This is a genomic window from Nostoc punctiforme PCC 73102 (assembly GCF_000020025.1).
In the GTDB taxonomy this organism is placed as follows: Bacteria; Cyanobacteriota; Cyanobacteriia; order Cyanobacteriales; family Nostocaceae; genus Nostoc; species Nostoc punctiforme.
In genome coordinates, this window is the sequence record NC_010628.1 from 6198250 (window position 1) to 6217939 (window position 19690).

At 42.7% G+C, this 19690-nt stretch carries 15 protein-coding genes; 11 read left to right on the plus strand and 4 right to left on the minus strand.

The window, feature by feature from the left end:
• Nucleotides 1-15: 15 nt before the first annotated feature.
• On the plus strand, nt 16-1314 hold the full coding sequence (locus NPUN_RS25300; protein WP_041565611.1) for a bifunctional folylpolyglutamate synthase/dihydrofolate synthase: 1299 nt from the start codon (nt 16-18) through the stop codon (nt 1312-1314).
• Nucleotides 1315-1350: 36 nt separating this feature from the next.
• On the opposite strand, the gene NPUN_RS25305 is transcribed toward NPUN_RS25300, so the two are convergent.
• A complete protein-coding gene (locus tag NPUN_RS25305; RefSeq protein ID WP_012411303.1) occupies nt 1351-2649 on the minus strand; it encodes an ABC transporter substrate-binding protein in 1299 nt (432 codons plus the stop codon).
• A gap of 153 nt (nt 2650-2802) precedes the next feature.
• Here NPUN_RS25305 and pilM point away from each other — a divergent pair, with 153 nt between their 5' ends.
• The 8 genes from pilM (at nt 2803) to NPUN_RS25345 (ending at nt 12299) form a co-directional block, all read left to right on the plus strand.
• A complete protein-coding gene (gene pilM / locus NPUN_RS25310; protein WP_012411304.1) occupies nt 2803-3909 on the plus strand; it encodes a type IV pilus assembly protein PilM in 1107 nt (368 codons plus the stop codon).
• A gap of 107 nt (nt 3910-4016) precedes the next feature.
• Entirely contained in the window at nt 4017-4793 is a 777-nt protein-coding gene (locus NPUN_RS25315) for a PilN domain-containing protein (protein ID WP_012411305.1), read from the plus strand.
• Nucleotides 4790-5566 (plus strand): pilus assembly protein PilO, encoded by a 777-nt coding sequence (locus tag NPUN_RS25320; protein ID WP_012411306.1) that lies wholly within the window; start codon nt 4790-4792, stop codon nt 5564-5566. The genes NPUN_RS25315 and NPUN_RS25320 overlap by 4 nt, the downstream gene beginning before the upstream one ends.
• A 136-nt stretch (nt 5567-5702) precedes the next feature.
• A complete protein-coding gene (locus NPUN_RS25325; RefSeq protein ID WP_012411307.1) occupies nt 5703-8081 on the plus strand; it encodes a type IV pilus secretin family protein in 2379 nt (792 codons plus the stop codon).
• A gap of 918 nt (nt 8082-8999) precedes the next feature.
• Nucleotides 9000-9284, plus strand: a complete 285-nt coding sequence (locus tag NPUN_RS25330) for an HU family DNA-binding protein (RefSeq protein ID WP_010998076.1) — start codon at nt 9000-9002, stop codon at nt 9282-9284.
• A 26-nt stretch (nt 9285-9310) separates the two neighbouring features.
• Nucleotides 9311-10381 carry a threonine-phosphate decarboxylase CobD gene (gene cobD / locus NPUN_RS25335; RefSeq protein WP_012411309.1) on the plus strand — a complete coding sequence of 357 codons (1071 nt, stop codon included), beginning with the start codon at nt 9311-9313 and terminating at the stop codon, nt 10379-10381.
• Nucleotides 10382-10507: 126 nt separating this feature from the next.
• Nucleotides 10508-11962 (plus strand): dihydrolipoyl dehydrogenase family protein, encoded by a 1455-nt coding sequence (locus tag NPUN_RS25340; protein ID WP_012411310.1) that lies wholly within the window; start codon nt 10508-10510, stop codon nt 11960-11962.
• 28 nt (nt 11963-11990) lie between these two features.
• Entirely contained in the window at nt 11991-12299 is a 309-nt protein-coding gene (locus NPUN_RS25345) for a hypothetical protein (RefSeq protein ID WP_041565612.1), read from the plus strand.
• A gap of 4 nt (nt 12300-12303) precedes the next feature.
• Here NPUN_RS25345 and NPUN_RS25350 read toward each other — a convergent pair whose 3' ends face one another.
• Together NPUN_RS25350 and NPUN_RS25355 are read right to left on the minus strand one after the other, a co-directional pair.
• On the minus strand, nt 12304-13023 hold the full coding sequence (locus NPUN_RS25350; RefSeq protein ID WP_012411311.1) for a diacylglycerol/polyprenol kinase family protein: 720 nt from the start codon (nt 13021-13023) through the stop codon (nt 12304-12306).
• 67 nt (nt 13024-13090) lie between these two features.
• The gene (locus NPUN_RS25355) at nt 13091-14866 is read right to left on the minus strand and encodes a DUF3685 domain-containing protein (RefSeq protein ID WP_012411312.1); all 1776 of its coding nucleotides are present in this window, start codon (nt 14864-14866) and stop codon (nt 13091-13093) included.
• 145 nt (nt 14867-15011) lie between these two features.
• Between NPUN_RS25355 and NPUN_RS25360 the strand changes: the two genes are divergently transcribed.
• Complete coding sequence (locus NPUN_RS25360) at nt 15012-18038, plus strand: pentapeptide repeat-containing protein (protein WP_012411313.1); 3027 nt, start codon at nt 15012-15014, stop codon at nt 18036-18038.
• A 109-nt stretch (nt 18039-18147) separates the two neighbouring features.
• Here NPUN_RS25360 and NPUN_RS25365 read toward each other — a convergent pair whose 3' ends face one another.
• Complete coding sequence (locus NPUN_RS25365; protein WP_012411314.1) at nt 18148-18594, minus strand: Fur family transcriptional regulator; 447 nt, start codon at nt 18592-18594, stop codon at nt 18148-18150.
• 509 nt (nt 18595-19103) lie between these two features.
• Here NPUN_RS25365 and NPUN_RS25370 point away from each other — a divergent pair.
• Complete coding sequence (locus tag NPUN_RS25370) at nt 19104-19589, plus strand: CRR6 family NdhI maturation factor (protein ID WP_012411315.1); 486 nt, start codon at nt 19104-19106, stop codon at nt 19587-19589.
• Nucleotides 19590-19690: the final 101 nt, after the last annotated feature.

The following is a 19690-nucleotide window of genomic DNA, read 5'->3' on the forward strand; positions in this document are numbered from 1 at the left end:
TGCCCCCTGCCTTCCTTGGATATTGATTCTGTAATACAACCCTTTCAACGCTTTGGTGTCCATCTGGGACTCGATCGCATTATCAACCTATTGGCAAATCTCGGCAATCCTCATCACCAAGTCCCGGTAATTCATGTTGCTGGCACTAATGGTAAAGGTTCCGTCTGTGCCTATCTTTCCTCGATACTTACTGAGGCTGGTTATCGCACAGGACGCTACACTTCACCGCATTTAGTCGATTGGACGGAACGTATTTGTCTGAATGAACAGCCAATTTCTTCTGAGGAATTGAGCCAATTATTAGAAAAAGTCCAAGGAGTGATTCGCCCTGAAGACGAATCGGCAACTCAGTTTGAAGTAATTACGGCGGCTGCTTGGTTATATTTTGCCCAGCAGCAAGTAGATGTGGCTGTGGTAGAAGTCGGACTAGGAGGGCGCTTAGACGCTACCAATGTCTGCTTGGAACCCATAGTTACTATCATCACTTCCATCAGCCGGGAACATTGGCAGCAACTTGGCCCCACCGTCGCGGATATTGCTAGAGAAAAAGCAGGTATTCTCAAACCTGGATGTCCCGTTGTAGTTGGGCAATTGCCACTGGATGCAGAAGAGGTTGTGCGATCGCGTGCTTTAGAATTAAAATGTCCAATTTTTACGCCTCAACCTGCCCGTCAAATCGCTACAGGATGGGCAGAATATCAAACACTTCAAAATTCTCAATTAATTAAATATCCTTTGCCATTAGCGGGACAAATTCAATTAGCAAATTCAGCTTTGGCAATAGCAGCTTTAGAAATTCTCCAAGAACAGGGTTGGCATATTTCTGAAGAAGCCATAATTAAGGGTATGGCAAAAACTCAATGGCCAGGAAGGATGCAATGGACTACCTGGAACAACCATAAAATATTACTTGATGGCGCTCATAATACTGCCGCCGCCCAAGTTCTTCGCCAGTATGTTGATAGCTTAGACGCAGTTAATCCCAAGCCCATCACTTGGGTTATGGGAATGTTTTCCGATAAGGATCATGCTGATATTTTTGCCGCCCTACTGCGCCCTGGCGATCGCCTTTTTTTAGTACCAATACCAGTAGAATCCTGGACAGGTAGAACCTCTGCCGATCTAGACTCCTTAGCAAACCTAGCTTATAGGCTCTGTCCCCAATTAAGCGATCGCCAAATCCATCCAGATTTATTTACAGCACTAGAAGTCGCAATCTCAACCACTAGCACAGACGATTTAATCGTTTTATGTGGTTCCCTTTATCTAGTAGGCGATTTTTTAGCAACCACCAATATAATTCGTAAATCATAATTACGAATTACGAATTACGAATTACGAATTACGAATTTATCTCTGATTCCACTCCTGCGCCGCATCTTCTACAGCTTTATCTACATTCTTCTCCCCTAACATTGCTGCTTGCAAATTCTCGTAAATTGCCTTTTGCAGTTTGTTAAAATCCTTTAAATTAGGGGTTAATATTTCTGCATGTTGTAGTTCTTTAGCACTCATAACTCGCGCTTTTTCTATTGTTGAAGCATTAGCTGGAACATCTTTAAAGTAACTATCAGACAATGCCTTGACTGTAGAAGGTAAAACATTTGCAGCTTTGGCAAAGGCTAACTGATTTTCGTCATTGGTGACAAATAAAGCAAACTTCACAGCGTCATCTGGTTGTTTCGTGTCGCGGGGAATAACTATGTTCATTACCGCGACATTTTTCTTGCCTGTGTCACCGGTGAGTTGAGGTGCTATTGCTGAAGCTTGGGCAATTTTCGGGGCATTATTAGCGATCGTTTTCAGAAACTCTGGCCCAGAAGCTAGAAACACAGTTTCTCCAGATTGATATAAATCGATCGCATGGCGATGTCCTTGTGTTAAAGCCTCTTTAGGCAGTAGCCCTTTTTTATACAAGTCTACCCAGTATTGAAATGCTGCCTTACCTTGTGCTGAATTAAACGCTGCTTTTCCATCAGCATCTACTAGGGTGACTCCCATTTGCACAAAAGATTCCAGCACTTCACCGGAATCTTGCGGTACGAAAGTTAGAAAAAAGGCATATTTGCCAGTCTTATCTTTAATTTGTTGTGCTACTTGTGCTAATTCTGCGTAGGTTGTGGGTATCTTATTGATACCTGCCTGTTTTAATAAATCAGTGTTATAAATGGTTAACCTTGTGGTGAGATACCAGGGAAACCCAAAACTCTTGCCATTAAGCGTACTGGCTTTCCAGATATTCGGTAGATAGGAGGAACGTATATCGTTTGAGACTTTCGCATCTAAATCTAACCAGGCATTTCGACCCGCCAGTTGGGAAGCGAAACCCGGATTGAGGTTAACTACATCAGGTGGCGTTTTTGCTGAGACAGCTGTTAAAATTTTGTTCTCCATAGCTGCCCAAGGCACGTCAACCCAGTTAATCTTTATACCTGGATTTTGCAATTCAAAATTTGCAATTAGGTTTTTGAAGTAGTCGGTAAATTGAGGTTGGAGTTGCATTGTCCAAAACTCAATAGTTGCCCCTCCTGAATTAGCTTGTTTTGTATTTGTACTAACATTACCTGTGCTACAACTTACAATCCAACTGGTTAATAAGCCAAGCAGTGCCAAAGCAAGAAGTTGTTTAAATTTTCGCAATTGAATCATATTCCCAGTATTTTTACGCTTGATCAGTGTGAAAAGCTTAGACAGAATTGTCGAGATTATAGGCTAAATAAATTACGTGTAGAGACGTAATATATTACGTTTCTATCCACAACAAATTTAAATTTTCAATTTAGCAGTCCATCGGGCACAACTGTGGTACAAAAATTCAATCGTCTGTTTGGCAAATCGAATAAAGGGGTCGGCATTGAACTTGCTCCCGAACGGGTAAATGTAGTTCAGCTACGCAAACAGCGTCAAGGCTTGAAACTAGAAACCTTTACATCGGTAGCAGTTCCAGAAGGCGTAGTTACCGATGGTCAAATCACTGATCCCGCAGCAATGGCGCAATTAATCCAACAGGCGCTAGCTGAAAGCAAAATCAAAACTACTCGTGTTGCCACTGGTGTACCAGGGCGAGATTCCATCGTTCGGATTATACCTGTACCAACGGAGTTAGATGACAAAGAACTGCGAGAAATGGTGCTAAACCATGAAGCAGGTTTGTATTTACCCTATCCCCGTGAAGAAGCTGATGTAGATTATCAAAAACTTGACTACTTTGTAGATGAGGATGGCATTGAAAAAGTACATGTACTTCTAGTAGCCACTCGCAAGGAAATAACAGATACCTATATAAGTACATTCGAGCAGGCAGGACTACAAATTGATGTTTTAGAAATTAACAGTTTTGCCCTAATTCGGACTATTCGTGAGCAACTGCGACAATTTGGGCCGCAAGAAGCAGCAGTACTAGTTGATATAGAGTTCGACAGTACAGAAATCGCCATCATTGTTAACGGAGTACCGCAATTTTCGCGCACAGTGCCCATAGGCACTTATCAAATGCAAACTGCGTTAGCAAGGGCAATGAGCTTACCCACATCACGAGATATGGAACTGTTACACGGAATGATTATTCCCCCAACTCCTCTAGATGGTGGGAAAACCGGTGTTACCGAAATCGATCCTGGTATGGCAGCCATATTGAGAGTATTGGGTGAACTAACGGATGAACTGCGCCGTTCGATCGATTTTTACCTTAATCAAAGTGAAAATTTGGAGGTAGCGCAGATTTTATTAGCTGGGCCAGGAGGCGGACTCCAACAGCTAGATGAATTCTTTACCCAACGATTGAGCTTGCCAACTACCCAAATAGATCCAATTGGGTCTTTGTCGTTAGAAGTTGACACTGATAAATATCCACAGGTAAAACGCTCTGGCTTGGCGATTGTACTTGGTTTAGGAATGCGGGAGGTGTAATACCAATTTTAGATTTTGGATTTTGGATTTTGGATTGTCTGTTTTGATAGTTACGCTGTTTGAGAATTCTCAAACCATAAATATTTGTTTCTAGTTGGTGTGAGAAAATGTACAGTTTGGATGTTAATTTTCTTAAAGATCGCCCAGCATACCAGAAAAAACCAGAGGGAAAGGGAGGAATATCCCTAAACCTGCCTACAGGTAATTTGACACCAGTGTATGTGGGAGTTGCAGTAGGTATAGGTCTTCCAGCTTTATTGGGAGTTAGTTGGTTGTTGTTGCAAGGGAAGATTGTTGAATTAGATGCTCAAGTAGCAAAACTCGATCAGGAAAGCAAGAGATTAGATATAGAAATAGGAAATCTGAACAAAATCAAAGCCGAGACGAGTGCAGTTAAAGGGGAAACTCAAGCTTTAGTCACTGTATTTGACCAGATTCGACCTTGGTCAGCAATGCTGCAAGATTTGCGCGATCGCATCCCAACAGCAGTGCAAATCGAGACCATCAGGCAAATCCCACCCGTTGCAGTAGCAGCAGATCAGCCCCCAAGCAATCCCGCAGGTGGATTAGAAATTACTGGATTTGCTCGTTCTTTTAACGATGTCAATGATTTCTTATTGAGTTTACAACAGTCTCGATTCTTGAAGTCCACAGAAAGCAGAATTCTAACGGCAACGTTAGTAGATCCTCCTCCAATACCAGGTGCAGCTCAACCTTCTAGTGGTGTAACAATTAAGCCTCCACAAGTAGTTAAATACACTATTCAATCTGGTATGAGCGACGTTCCAGCTTCGGAATTAATTCGGGAATTGGAAAAAAAAGGCACAGTGGGATTAGTGGCTCGAATTCGTAGTATGCAACAAACAGGAGTCATTCCAAAATGACGCTGAGTGATGATTTAAATTTTGCTGAACAAGGTGGGGAATTCGATCGGGCAACGCCAGCGTCCCCCGTGCTATTTGGTATTGCCTTCACGCCAAAAATCATTGGCATCTTGGTAGGGGTAATTGGTTTAGCGGGAGCAGGTTATATATTGTTAAACCTGCTGATGCCAGCTTGGGAAAGCTACCAGCAGCAGCAAGCAAAAAGCTCTGAACTGCAAGGGCAAATTGAGCAGAAAAAAGCCAATATCAAACAGATTGAAAAAGTTAAAGAGGAACTAGCACAAGCAAAACAGCAAAAAGTTCAGGTTTTAGGTTTATTTGCTAACGAGAAAACCTTAGATACATTGCTGTTAGATATGAACCGCTTAGTTGAGTCTGGCAATACTCCAGCTTCTATTAATGCAGTCAGAGCCAAACTGAAGAGATTTGTGCCAGTTTCCCAAAAACCAGAACCGATTACTGATGGCTCTCTAGGACTAAAGGTTGACGGCAAGCTGCAACGCAGCACTATCAATGCCGAAATTACAGGAACTTATGAGCAAACACAATCGATAATTCGTAACATTGAGCGATTACAGCCTTTGTTAATAATTAAAGATTATCAAGCAACTTTGGCTCCATTAGAATCAAGATCCCCATTAGACAAAACACCGGTACAGGTTGGGCCAGTAGCGATTAATACGTCATTCCAGATACAGGTATTGATGCCACTTAGTCCTGAAGGAATAGCCGCAGCTGCTGCTGCGGCTGCTAAAGCTACCCCGAAAAAGTAGTTTTGAATTAGTAGTTATGAATCGTGAATTGTGAGTTAGGAGTTATCATTCCTAACTATTCACTCATAACTTCTTACTTTTAATGAACTACTCAAGATTGTTTGTAAACAAGGTTTTATTAGGTGAGGAATGAACTGTGAAACAGGTTCACGGTAATAGTTTTATATTAGGTACTGCCGCTTTTATCTTTTTGGCGGCTCAACCAGTTTGGGCACAAATTAGTCAAGTTACTAATGTCCAGTTAAATCCAGTTAATGGTGGAATTAGTGTTGCTTTGAAAACTTCTTCAGGCTCGCGCCCCCAAGTTTTCACGACAAAAAGAGGTAAGGCTTTAGTCGCAGATATTATCAATACTCAATTACGATTACCACAAGGTAATAGTTTTCGTCAAGATAGCCCAGCACCAGGAATTGCATCTGTCGAGGTTAACCAGCTTGATGCCAACAGCATTCGGGTAACGGTAACTGGCAGCAGCAACGTACCTAGCAGTCAACCCGTGGTGCGATCGCAAAATGGAATTACACTCAGCTTTAGCCCATCGGCAGGCACTATAGCATCAGCACCAACGCCAACAGCACCAACAGCGCCAACACCCACAGCACCGCCTGCTACAACCCCAGCTCAACCTGGTCAAAATTCAGGTGTTCTCGTTCCTAACCCGCAAATCACGATTGACGGAAAACCTGCACAAGCTGCTGGGCCCGGTCAACCTCTAAGCCAGGCTCCGCCTTTCTTACCCAGAGCCGTTGCCCCACCGGTAGGAGATATTGCTATTTCCGCCACTGATGCTTCTCCTAGCACCATTGACTTAGGAACTCAGGAACGTGTACCCCGTTTAGTATTGCGAGATGCGCCGGTGCGTGAGGTTTTGTCACTGCTTGCTCGTGCTGCTAATTTGAACCTGGCTTATATCGGAGGCGAGCAAGGTGCTGCTGCAGCAGCTAATTCACCAGCAAGCTCTCAAACCATCTCTTTAGATATAGAAAACGAACCAGTGCAAGATGTGTTTAACTACGTCTTGCGCTTGAGTGGTTTAGAAGCTAACCGCAGTAATCGCACAGTTTTTGTGGGGCCTAAACTACCTAATGCGACTCGTGACATGGTTATGCGTAGCCTGCGACTCAATCAGGTAACGGTGGGAGTCGCCCTGAATTTTTTGGTTGGCTTAGGTGCAGAAAGTGCCGTCAGCCGAGAACGACAAGTTACCAGTGTTAATGCTGTGCCCGTGGGTACTGGAGTTGCTCCTATCACCCAAACTCAGACGACTACAGAAACTAAAGTTGAAACTCAACGCGTTGATTTCAAAGATTCTAACCCTTTACTGAGAGGTCTACAGGCATTAGGAGACGAGCGCACCAATTCCCTGACCTTAATTGGCCCTCCTCGGCTAGTTGAGATGGCGATGGCTCAACTAACTCAACTTGATATCCGCCGTCGTCAAGTAGTAGTCAACGTCAAGATTATCGATGTCAACCTCTTGAACACCCAGGATTACAACACTAGCTTTTCTTTTGGGGTTGGTAACAACTACTTCACTAATGATGGTGGTGCAGCATCTCTGAATTTTGGTGGTTCGAGACCAGCTACAAGAGCTGAAGCATCAACCAGTGTGACTAGTACACCTACAACAGCTAATCCACTTCAAAGCTCAAATGTTTTTATAGACCCAAATACAGGAACAGCTACCGCTGGCACAAACTCTAATCCCCTACAACCAGGTATTACAGCATTTACGCCAGGAACAAGTACAACTTCAATTGTCCCAACAGCGATTGATCCTGTTACTGGTACACCGACTCAGTTTCAGCAGCAAACCACGACAACCCCTTCAACAAGCACATTCGCCTTGCCCACCATATTCCAGTTCCCTAAACGTCTTCTTGCTAGCTTGCAGGCTCAAGTGCAAAATGGCAACGCCAAGATTTTGACAGACCCGACCTTAATTGTCCAAGAAGGTCAAACCGCTAATGTCAATTTGACTCAGGAAGTGGTAGGCAATATTAAAAGGGAAATCGTTCGCGATTCAAACCTTGCCACAGAAACGATTTCAGCTGAAAAAGACCGAGTAGGTTTAACGTTAGCTGTCAAAGTTGAACGGATTGATGACAATGGTTTTGTCTCTCTATCAGTAGCTCCCGTTGTCAAGGCACCCCAAGCTCCAGCTACCATCAACGTTGGAGGAGGCGGTAGCCAACAAATATTCTTGGTATCTGAGCGCTCTCTTAATTCTGGCTCGATTCGCTTGAGAGATGGTCAGACACTAATTCTCTCAGGGATTATTCAAGATTCAGACCGGACAACTGTCTCTAAGATCCCTATCTTAGGTGATCTTCCACTAATTGGTTCGCTGTTTAGAAGTACAAATAGATCCAACCAGCGCAACGAGGTGATTGTGTTGCTCACACCTCAAATTATGGATGACACAGAGAACTCCTCCTATGGCTATAACTACACTCCCAGCCCAGAAGTTAGGCAAATCCTTGAGCGTCGGGGGTTGAAGGTTCCTGGCAGGTAATAAAGATAATGAATAGGTGAGTCACCTCTGTCTCAAATCCTGGCACTTCTCCCTGCCTTGAACTAAAGTTCAACTCTGTCCCTTTCCGACTCGGAGAGGGACAATTTTACGTAGTAAAACTTCTCAGGGGTCTTTTGATTAGGCTAATTAGACAGACGCTATATAAAGCGTTGAATTCACGTTAAACAGAAAAAACAATAATTAAAAAAACTGGCATTTTTTATGCTTAAAACAGCAAGTGAGGTTGTGGCTATGTTGGTAGACCTCCAGCTTGAAAAATCTGTTCGGCTATTAAATTCAATTCCGGAAAAGTAGGCTAGATGATGCGATCGCTAACACAAATGTTAAGAAAGATGTAACTAATGGATAGCCTTGTAGGGAAGACGCTTTAATTTTTCCCCCTTCCCTACTAAAAAAGCTTGCTAGGGGGTTAAATTTCGTGTTGGATTTTTCAGATGATATGAAAAGTAAGCAAAATACCCGAGTTTTTAGAGAAATCAGGAACCTGAGCCTTCGATTTCCATAAAAATTGCTTAATCTCAGCAATAACTCTTCAACATCGGTAATTAATCCCAACAAATCCTCACCATCTCCCACCTCCCCACTCCCCTGTTTTCTTGGCGATTGCGGTATTTACTAAGTATTTTTTCCTACTTTTGCGGTGGTTTTTAGCGAAACAAGTACCCTAAAACTACAAAAAATCCTGAAATCTATATAAATTAATGGTTTCATCTATCCACATCAGGCTACTACGCTTTAGAATGATTCATTGAAAAGTCGAGCCGATGGGATGTACAGCCGTTTTGAGTAAACATACTCCCAAAGGATGATTTTTGTATTCCCGCTAACAAAGATTTCAGTACAGGTGTACCAGGGTGCATCCGTAAAGAATCTTAAGTAAACCTTCAGGAGTTTGACATGAACAAAGGTGAATTAGTTGATGCCGTAGCTGAAAAGGCTAGTGTTACCAAGAAACAAGCGGATGCAGTCTTAACTGCCGCTTTGGAAACGATTATTGAAGCGGTTTCCTCTGGTGATAAGGTGACATTGGTGGGATTTGGCTCATTTGAATCACGCGAACGTAAAGCCCGCGAAGGTCGCAACCCGAAAACAAATGAGAAAATGGAAATTCCCGCAACGAGAGTTCCTGCTTTCTCCGCAGGCAAACTGTTTAGAGAAAAGGTAGCACCCCCAAAAGCATAGGTTCTGTCTTCGGGAACCCTTTTTTAATGCGGCAACCTGCACACGGGGGGAATTTAGCCTGGGCAGCAGCACTGGCTGGCTGTCCCCCTGATGCTATTCTGGATTTTTCTGCTAGCATCAGCCCGTTGGGGCCTCCAAACAGCGCGATCGCTGCTATACTGTCCCAACTTGGTAATCTTAAGCACTATCCAGATCCAAACTATAGTGAACTGAGACTAGCTCTCAGTCACTTCCATCAACTGCCTCCTGAGTGGATTCTGCCGGGTAACGGCTCCGCAGAATTACTCACTTTAATAGGTAGGGAATTGGCTCAATTAGCCGCGACAACTTTAATCACTCCAGCCTTTGGTGACTATTACCGAACCTTGGCAGCGTATAACGCTAATGTGCTGGAGTGTCCTTTGTCATTAGTCACTGGTCATTGGTCATTATTCCTTGACAAAGGGCAGAAGACAAAGGACAAAGGACTATTGTTGAATAATCCCCACAACCCAACCGGAAAGATATTTTCACGGGACTCTATTTTGCCCTACCTAGAGCAATTTGCTTTGGTTGTGGTGGATGAAGCATTTATGGATTTTGTACCGCCTAATGAGGAACAAAGCCTAATTCCGGTGGTGCAGGAATATACAAATTTAGTAATATTGCGATCGCTAACCAAATTTTACAGTCTCCCAGGATTGCGATTAGGATATGCGATCGCACACCCCGACTGCCTAGCCAAATGGCAGCTATGGCGTGACCCTTGGCCCGTAAACACCCTAGCGGCGGCAGCGGCAATTGCAGCCCTCCAGGATGCAGAGTTTCAGCAGCAAACCTGGGCATGGCTACCACCTGCACGAAACCAACTCTTTCAAAGTTTGGCTGAAATACCGGGATTGCAACCCCAAGTAAGTGCTGCTAACTTTTTACTGGTTGAGTCTCAAGAGTCGACTTCGCAGTTACAGCACCAATTACTCAAGTATCACCAGATTTTAATCCGTGATTGCCTTAGTTTTAAAGAATTAGGCGATCGCTTTTTCCGGGTTGCTGTACGTGAAGAGTCCGATAACCAACGCTTACTAACAGCGCTAAACTCAGTGTTGAGTGGGAAGTAGGGGAGGCAGGGGGAGCAGGGGAGCAGGGAGAAAGGGAGGCAGGGGAAGAAGGACTATTGATTATTACCCAATTCCCAATTCCCAATTCCCCATGCCCCATGCCAAATGACAAATGACAAATGACAAATGACAATTGACTACGATGTTGTAATTATTGGCGGCAGTCTTGCTGGATACTACGCTGCTCTTGCTGCAACCCAACTACGTGCTACGGTTGCCTTGGTGGAACCTAAAGTAGACTATGGGTTTACTCATCACCATGCTCTTACCGAAATCGGTAAACTGGCGCAGAAGTTGAATGATGCCGCTAGTTTTGGTATTCATGCCACAAAGACTGATATTTCAGAAGACTGCCACATATCTATGGCATGGCAAGAAGCGATGCTGTATGCTCAATGCGTCGCCGCAAATCTCAAAGAACAGCATTCTCCCGCCATCCTAGCCGCGCTGGGGGTAGATGTGATTGTTGGCAGTGGTCAATTTCAATCTTCGCCCCAACTGGCTTTTGCCGTTAACAATCGCCTACTACACGCCCGTACTTATTTACTAGCCAGTGGTTCGCGTCCAGAAATTCCAGAGATTGAGGGATTGCAAAGCACTGGCTATCTAACTCTTTCTAATATTTGGCAATCTTTACAGGGAGAAACATTACCCAAAAATTGGGTAATTATCGGTGGAATTCCTCAAAGCATCGAAATCGCTCAAACTTTAGCGCGGTTTGGTTGCAGTGTGACGCTAGTAGTCAAGCATCCTTATGCTCTCTCCCATATTGACCATGAAATAGCCATATTGCTTCAAGCACAGTTGGAAGTCGAAGGTGTGCGCGTCCTCACCGATAAACAGGTAACTCAGGTGAGGCTAATTGAGGCTAAAAAGTGGATTCAAGCAGGAGATAAAGCCATTGAAACTGATGAAATTTTAGTGGCGACTGGACAACAGCCGAATATTGAATCCCTAAATTTGGCAATGGTAGGCGTGAAATGGCATCGGCGTAGTTTAGTAGTTAATGATAAACTACAAACCACTAACCACCGCATTTACGCTTGTGGTGATGTAATTGGTGGTTACGACTTTGCCAATATCGCTAATTATGAAGCAAAAATTGCCTTAAACAATGCACTCTTTTTCCCTAGATTACGAGTAAATTATCGCTCCATTCCTTGGGCAATGTTTTCTGTGCCGATGGTGGCGCAAGTGGGTTTGACAGAGGCACAGGCAAAACGTCTATTTAGTCGAGATGAAGTTTTAGTTTTGCGTCAATATTTTAAAACAGTGGCAGCAGCGCAACTTCGGGACGAAACCACTGGTATGTGTAAATTAATTGTGCTACATAATGGCGAAATTTTGGGAGCTTCGATATTAGGGGCAGAAGCTGGAGAATTGATTAATTTGATTGCCTTAGCAATGTCCCAAAAAATTAAAGTCAAAGATTTAGCAAATCTATCTCCTGTCTATCCCAGTTTCTCAGAAATTTTGGAACAAGCTGCAAGAGAATGGAGTAAACAGAAGTTAAATAGCGATATTGCTTGGCAAGAGTTTTTAGAAGGTTTCTTCCATTTCCGCCGCAATTGGAATTTATGAGTACAAAGTGGCGCTGTCAAGGTGAGTTTTGTATTCATTACTAGCTCTGAACTCAGAAGTTGAGCCTCTGAACTCGGAAGTTGAGCCTTTGAACTCGGAAGTTGCACCTCTGAACTCGGAAGTTGAGCCTTTGAACTCGGAAGTTGCACCTCTGAACTCGGAAGTTGAGCCTTTGAACTCGGAAGTTGCACCTCTGAACTCGGAAGTTGCACCTCTGAACTCGGAAGTTGAGCCTTTGAACTCGGAAGTTGAGCCTTTGAACTCGGAAGTTGCACCTTTGAACTCGGAAGTTGCACCTTTAGACTCGGAAGTTGCACCTTTAGACTCGGAATTTTGAAATTCTAAAAGAACAAGTGAAGATTTTGTTTTATTACCCACACTACGCCAGCCGTGACTAAAGGCACACTGAGGTTATCTGTGCCGTGGGGTGAGACTGCCTCTGCTAAGGTGGCGAAAGTAGCAGCTACCACCGCCGTCAACAATGCCAACCCAAAACTTAGAGGCGTTCCTAGGGGACTCAGTGATGAACCAGGTAGCAGCAACAGCACTAAGAAAATCACTACCGTACTCGCCACAAACATTGCTGCCGAACCTTCCCAGGAACGCACTGAATTTCCTACTTGGTATTTATGCTGCCCGAAGCGTCTACCGATTAATGCTGCTAGTGCATCACCCCAGGTCATCGCCATTATCCCAGCAACAGCGATCGCAACGCTATCTACTGGCCCGTCTGGTCGCCACAGTAGCCCGAAAAGCAATGTCACTGAGATAGCGAAATAAACTGTACCAGGTGAGCTATCCTGAGTATCCATTGCGCCGATGAATCGGTAGCGGTAGAACAGGTAGTTAAGTCCTATAAAGGTGGCAAAAGGTATAATTCCGATTTCCCAGCGATTAAACAATAGCAGGACACCGAAAACCCACATCCCTGCACCAATATGGATCGCTTTGCGGGTCAAATCCGGCTTTACACCAAACAGCCTACGCAGTCCCTCGCCAATCACAAGTAAACTAATCGCGTAAATATAAGAAATTGCTAGCCCGATAAAGTCATTTGTCATTTGTCATGGCTCAAGAATCAATAGTTCTTCTTCCTCTGCTCCCCTGCCTCCCCTGCCCCCTGCTCCCTCACTTAGTGCGATCGCTATTTCGTCTCAGATTCTTTTCTAGTAACGAAACGCTACCAATACCTTGAAGAATACCACGACCGATTAAACCTAAACCACGACCAATTATTTGGGTAAGGATGAAGACTATACCACTACCTAAAAAAGATAATAATGATTTTAAACGCGGTGCGATCGCATCACTAAATTCTAAAAGTAAAGTTACTATTAAAGGAATATTAGAAAGTCTTGCTAACTCCTGATTTCGAGGAGCATAAACTGAAGTTTTGGCAATACCACGAGGAGCAATAACAAATAGATCGTAGCGACTTTCAAAAACTGCTTTCGGCTCCTCTATATAATTAATTAGACGATACTTCCACGATAAATCATTTCTAAAACGTTCAATTTCTCTAGTGGAAATAAATTGTCTGCCATATAAGTTTTGCTTCATGATTTCCACATCTGCTAAAGAATTTAACAGTGGTTGCACAACTCCATTCGCTACCTGAATCAACAAGTTCTCTAAAATCATTAATGCTTGGGACTTTGCTTCAGTGCCTAATACAGGATATGACGTATTATCAATTCTCAATTCTGTTTGAAAAATTAAATAAGAATATAACTCAAAAACTAGTGGAATCTTGTTGAGAATATCTCTTTGCACAACTTCTATATTTTGCAGCAAAAAATTAACAATTCCTATATTCTGATTTCCTATTTTGATTTGAGAAAACTTTCCAAAAAAATCTGTAATTGCTACTTCCCATAAATCGCGCAATAAGATATTTTTTACCTCATATAATTGATTCACATCGAGTTGAGAAGCACGCAGTTCATCCAACTGTTCAGTCAATTTTTGCAGGATGAGATAAAGCAATTCCCGCTTTTTTTCTTCACGAAAGATGTCAATTTCTAAAGGTAAATCTGTGACATTTCGTAAAGGGAATTGAAGTTTGGTAACGCAAGATGCAAACAAGTTAAATTGTACTGTTCCCAGACTAAGTAAAGGCAAAACAGTTTGCCGTGGCTGAATAGCACTACTAAATGAAGGGGTAAGAGGTAGCTCATCAGAAACCGGAATATCTTCCTCTTGCCTTTCTTGTGATGAAACTAACAACCGATCTAGCAACCAACGAGCCGCTAGCAGTTCTCGCCTCTGTCCAGCTAGAATTGCCCGATCTAATACTGCTAATCCAGGAACTTGTAATTGTGCTGTGACTGCGGCTAGGGTAACGTCAATGTAAGCAATTCCTGACAAACGTAAATTATTTCGCTGTCTATAAAAAGGGAGTGGAGAGTTGGGAGAGACGCGATTAATCGCATCTCTACTAGGGAGTGAGGAGTGAGGAGTTGCGATTGCTTCCGTGTTTCGAAACCAATATTCACCACCATCTGTAACTTCTTGCATGGCAGCGACTAACTCAGGAAGTGGTGTACCCTTTGGGCAGTAGCCATTTACACCAATAGATTTGGCAGCTAATAGCAGTCCTTGTTCTTGCACAGAACTAAGAAGCAGAATTGGTAGGTTGGGATATAAGGCTTTGAGTTGCCGACAGAATTGTAAACCTAGCTGCTGGCTGGTGATGGAGCGACCATTACCGAATTCCAAAACCACCAAATTCACCTGTTTAGGGTCTTCTTGGGCAATTTCTGCTAGAATCTGCAAGGCAGTGGTATCAGTTTCTACTACTCCTGTTACTTCCAGGTTGGGAATTGCTTCCAAAGCTACCCGTAATCCCAGACGAAAAATTGGGTCTTGGTCGAATAACAATAATTTTAAAGGGCGATCGCTCATAGTCTACTCAATTACACAAGCACTGTTTTTTACCAATCAGAAAACAGCTTTGATACAAAACTTTGTCTCCACCTATTGTTACCTGTTTTCGCAAACTGAATAAATCGATCATAATTGCCATAAGCAGCTGTCACTGTGTAATTAAATGAACTTGAGTATTCGGCACTGGTTAGCAGAACGCTATATCGCAATCAATCAAATCAGAGGATTTTCGGCGGGGCAATTGGCAGGTATTGCCTACCGGATTGTTCAGGATATGGAAGTCAAAAGCCTCATGCCTTTTGATATCTGTACCTTGGTAGAGGTTTTAGAACTGCCTTTAGGGATTGTTTGGGAAGAAATCAGTCTGATTTCGCAGTTAACACAAAACCTGTTGCGTAGCCTCAGCCAAAAAAAACCGTTAAAACGTAACGAGGGTACATGGCTAGCGTTCCAAATTGCCTATCTTCAAGCTTTGCAAGCGATTCTAGAGCAGGAAGCAAGCCTAAAAAGACCGTGGTTAGATCGGGCAAGTATACCAATCCAAGCGCAAGTACTTAAAGAAGACGTTGGTAAACTCCTTCTCCAAGATTCGCAACTGCAAGGATTGTTGAAAACTCTCAGCCCAGGTAAATTAACTGATACACAAGCGGAACAAGCACTGTCTCTAATTGCAGATTCTTTACTGGTGCAACAAATAAATCATGCTGTCATCGCTTGGTTTGTTGCCAATGGTGCAGAAGAATATGAAGCTAAACTCTTAACACAGCGTTTAGTTCACTCACTTCCTGGTGAAATACTGATAGTTGTTACTGAAAATGCTGCCCCTTTAGCCCAACTGCAAAAGTTTTTCCGTTTGGGAATTTCATTAGCCCCCAGTTTTATAGCTCCAGAAGCTGGTTCTACAGTTGGTGAGAAAATTGACTTGCACCGAGAACATTACCGTGCAAGTTTGATTAAAAACCTCAGTATGCCTTTACTAATAGAATCCTTTACCCTCAAGGATATCTATGTGCCACAAAAAGGCTTACCAATAGAGGAAAGTATTTCTGATGTGGATAAAAAAGCTGTTAAGTCAGTTGATTTAAAAACATGGGCGCAGCAACAGCTAGCTGATTTAGAAACGATCGCTGTTATTGAGTCGGAACCTGGTTTTGGAAAAACCAGTTTTTGCCAACTCTGGGCAGCAGAGATAGCGCAAGAAGTTTACCCTATTTGGATGCCTATAGTAATTAGGTTAAGGGATATAAAATATGGCAAAACTTTAATCGAAACTCTAAATTCTGGTTTTGATGTTAATCTTTCAACCTGGTTAGAGCAAGAAAATATTCCTTGTCTGTTGCTACTGGATGGTTTGGATGAACTGCCCCCTTCTGCTTATGGTATAAGGGCAAAAGCAATTTTTGTTCAGCAATTACTGAACTTTCAATCTCAACATAGACACAAAATTGTGTTAACGAGCCGCTCAACAACATTACAGGAAATCGCCCCAGAAATCCCCCTATCATTGAAGCGAATTATCATTCAACCGTTGGATGTGGACGAATTCAAGCAATGGTTTCAGCAGTGGGCAAAAGTACAATCGTTGGCGATCGCTCAAAATTTCTTTACATTCTTAAAACAGTCAGGCTTATTTGTCAGCCAATCAAGGTTTCCAGAATTATCTACCCTTGTTCGTCAACCCCTAATGTTGCATTTATTGGGGATTTTACACCGCGACGGACTGCTAAATGATGAAGTATTACAACTAGCTGCTAATACCCCAAAGTCTTCTGTACTATGGGAAATTTATCATCGCCTAAGTCGATGGTTGTTGGGTTATCCGCTAACTGGTGGGATTAAAACGATGCTGCTGCGCTCAGGATCGGCTCATATCCACCGGACTCCAGAAGCGATCGCTAATTTACTTGCTAATCGTCATCCTCAAGATTTACTCGATCAAATGCAAGCGATCGCTCTGAAAATTTTACACTCGCAACGTCATCAAATTAATTTGGCTGGTGAATTTAACACTCTACCAGGATTTTATTTTAAAATTCGGGACTTAGAAAGCTCAGAAAAAACTAGTTTAATTGAGTTTTCGCATATTAAGTTAGGAGAATTTCTTTGTGCTAAAGCTGTGACTGCTGAGTTGAAATTATTAACTCAGTGCCAAAATGAGGCTTATGGTTCTCTCACTTTTGTACTTGATTCTCCTAGTAGCGTTGCCCAGCATATTTACAATTTACTCGGTTATGGGATACTGAGCCAGGAAATTGAAGAATTGGCGATCGCAATTTTACGCCGCGAACAAAAGCACAAGTTTTCTTTTGAAGTTTTGTTTCAACGTCTTTTGTCTTTCTGGCGTGCTTACTGTCAAGGCTATTGGTTAGACGAAGGCATAGCCCACAAAGCTTGGACTCATTTCCACGCACTACAAAACCCGGTGAATGTTGAGCAAGTCAATGCTGCTGTGGGATTGAATGTATTTTTATTGCTTTGTGCTTGCTATCGAGAAACCAAAATCCCTTTTTGGCCTTGTGGGAATCCGCTCAATTTAACAGAATTCAATCCAGAAGCTTTAAGTGCGCTAATTGCGAGAGCAACCGTTCTCCACAAAAGTGCCTTTGCAACCCGAATCAAGTCTCTGGCTGGACTCAATTTATCGAGAGCCTCTTTGTTACAAGTAGTGCTAACTGGGGTAAATCTTGAGCAGACAAACTTATCCAATGCGGAGTTAATCGGGACTAATTTGGCTGGAGCCAATTTGCAACAGGCTAATCTGACAGGCGCAAACCTTCAACAAGCTAACCTTACAGACGTAAACCTCGAACAGGCTAACCTGACAGGTGCAAATCTCCAACAAGCTAACCTTACGGGAGCAAATCTTAATTCAGCCGATCTCACCAACGCCTGCTTCTTTGATGCCATCCTTACTCAGGCTGGCAAAAAATTAGCTACTGATAATGGTGCCTTGTTCTCTAAAGAGTCGTTTCAAAGACTGAAAAGTTTGCGTAGTTTATCGCCGCAGGCATCGCAGCAACCCTTCTTAAATACCATCCAAATTACGCCAAACACAGATAAAAATTGGAATAAACCCCCTGCAAACGGGCTAATTGAAAGCTCTGAAGGCACAATTTTACCCGTAGGTTTCTATGATGATGATGTCGATGATGAAACCGTTTTTGGCAATAACTCTATTGATGACAAGTAGGTTGTCACAATTAAAGCTAACTGGCAAGGGCTATCATTTGTCCTTTGTCCTTTGTAGTTGATCGATAGTTCTTCTTCCCCTGCTCCCCTGCTCCCCTGCTCCCTGCTCCCTAGCCTTCTTGAGGATTACGGTAGCCAACAAAGTTAATACTGTAGTCAGTAATTCGCACTCCTGTTTCTTCTTCAATTTTGCGGAGCAAATCTTCTGGTAGTTCTACATGAACATCAAGAATTTGATTTGTATCCATACAGTTAATATGACTGTGAGAGTCACTAATATTGCCGTATAAACGCCCATCACAGCGCTCAATACATTCAATAATGCCCTGACTGGATAATGCTTCCAAATTTTGATAAACAGAGGTATGGCCGATCTCTTTACCTTCTTGGTTCAAGCGATCGTAAATCTCTCTAGCAGAAAGATGTTCATTTGCTTGCCAAAGTAATTCCAGAATAAAGCGACGCTGACGACTGACGCGCATACCCAGGATTTGACACCTATCTAGCGCATCTTCTAGAGAACGAATTGGTTTTGTTGAAATTGTTTGTTTTTGCATATTACAGCTTGTTAACTGTTAAGGGAATTTTCCCACTTCAATTTTTATTGGTTATTTAATATATGCAATAATATTGCACACCATTGTTCTACCTGTACTTGTGTTTTGGCTTGTGATGCTTCGGAAGTAACAGGTGGCGATAAATAACGATCTATTTTTTGCTTGCTGATGGCTACTTTGTCAGACCTTAATCTAAAACAAACTCATTACAACTTTAACTTAAAATTGCTGGAAATGTCCACTTTGGGGCAGGTGTTGCCTAGAGGCAATAGGCAAGAGGCAAGAGGAAAGAAGGCTTTTTGAGTTGTACGGAGTTTATTCAAAAATCAAATATGAGTCCTAAACCTCATCTATGTTGAAACCTAGAGTTTTTCTAAGATACAAGGTTGACCAAAATTATTAGCAAAAAAGTATTAGTAAGTACCAATTAATTTCTCAAGGTCAATGTAGCGTCAATCCCTGAAAGCTGCTACTGTATATTGTCGATCCTAAAGTTGAGCAAAAAGAAAGTGGCTGCTGAGTCAAAGACAATTGCGATCGCACTCAATAATGACTTCATTAATAATCTGGATCTGTCGCCTGCCTCAACGGTGATTGAACAACTGCTGCGAGATGGGGCCGCATCCCATGAACAGCAGCTACGCTTTGATATCAATTACGATCTCGAACCTGGCGATCCACGGGAACTTTCAGAAATTCCAGAAATACGGCTGTGGTTTGTGCGCCTAGATGCCAAATATCCCTGGTTAGCATTTTTACTAGATTGGAAAGCTGGAGAATTTGCTCGTTATGCCGCCATGCTAGTACCACACCAGTTCAGTTCCCAAGACGGCATTCAGTACAATCCTGAAGCCTTAGAAATATTTTTGATGCACAAAATCTTTATTTTAGGTGATTGGCTCAAACAGCAGGATATCCCCAGCCTCTCGCGGTTAAAGTCTATGGCTCAAATGCTGGGTTATGAATTAGATGATGCTTTTTTTGAGATATTTTAATACTGAAATAACCGCAAAATCTAGCTGTCACAACCAGGTTTTGCGGTCATTCAACAAACGCATGACTACATTAGATATCCAATAGACTAATTGCAGAAATT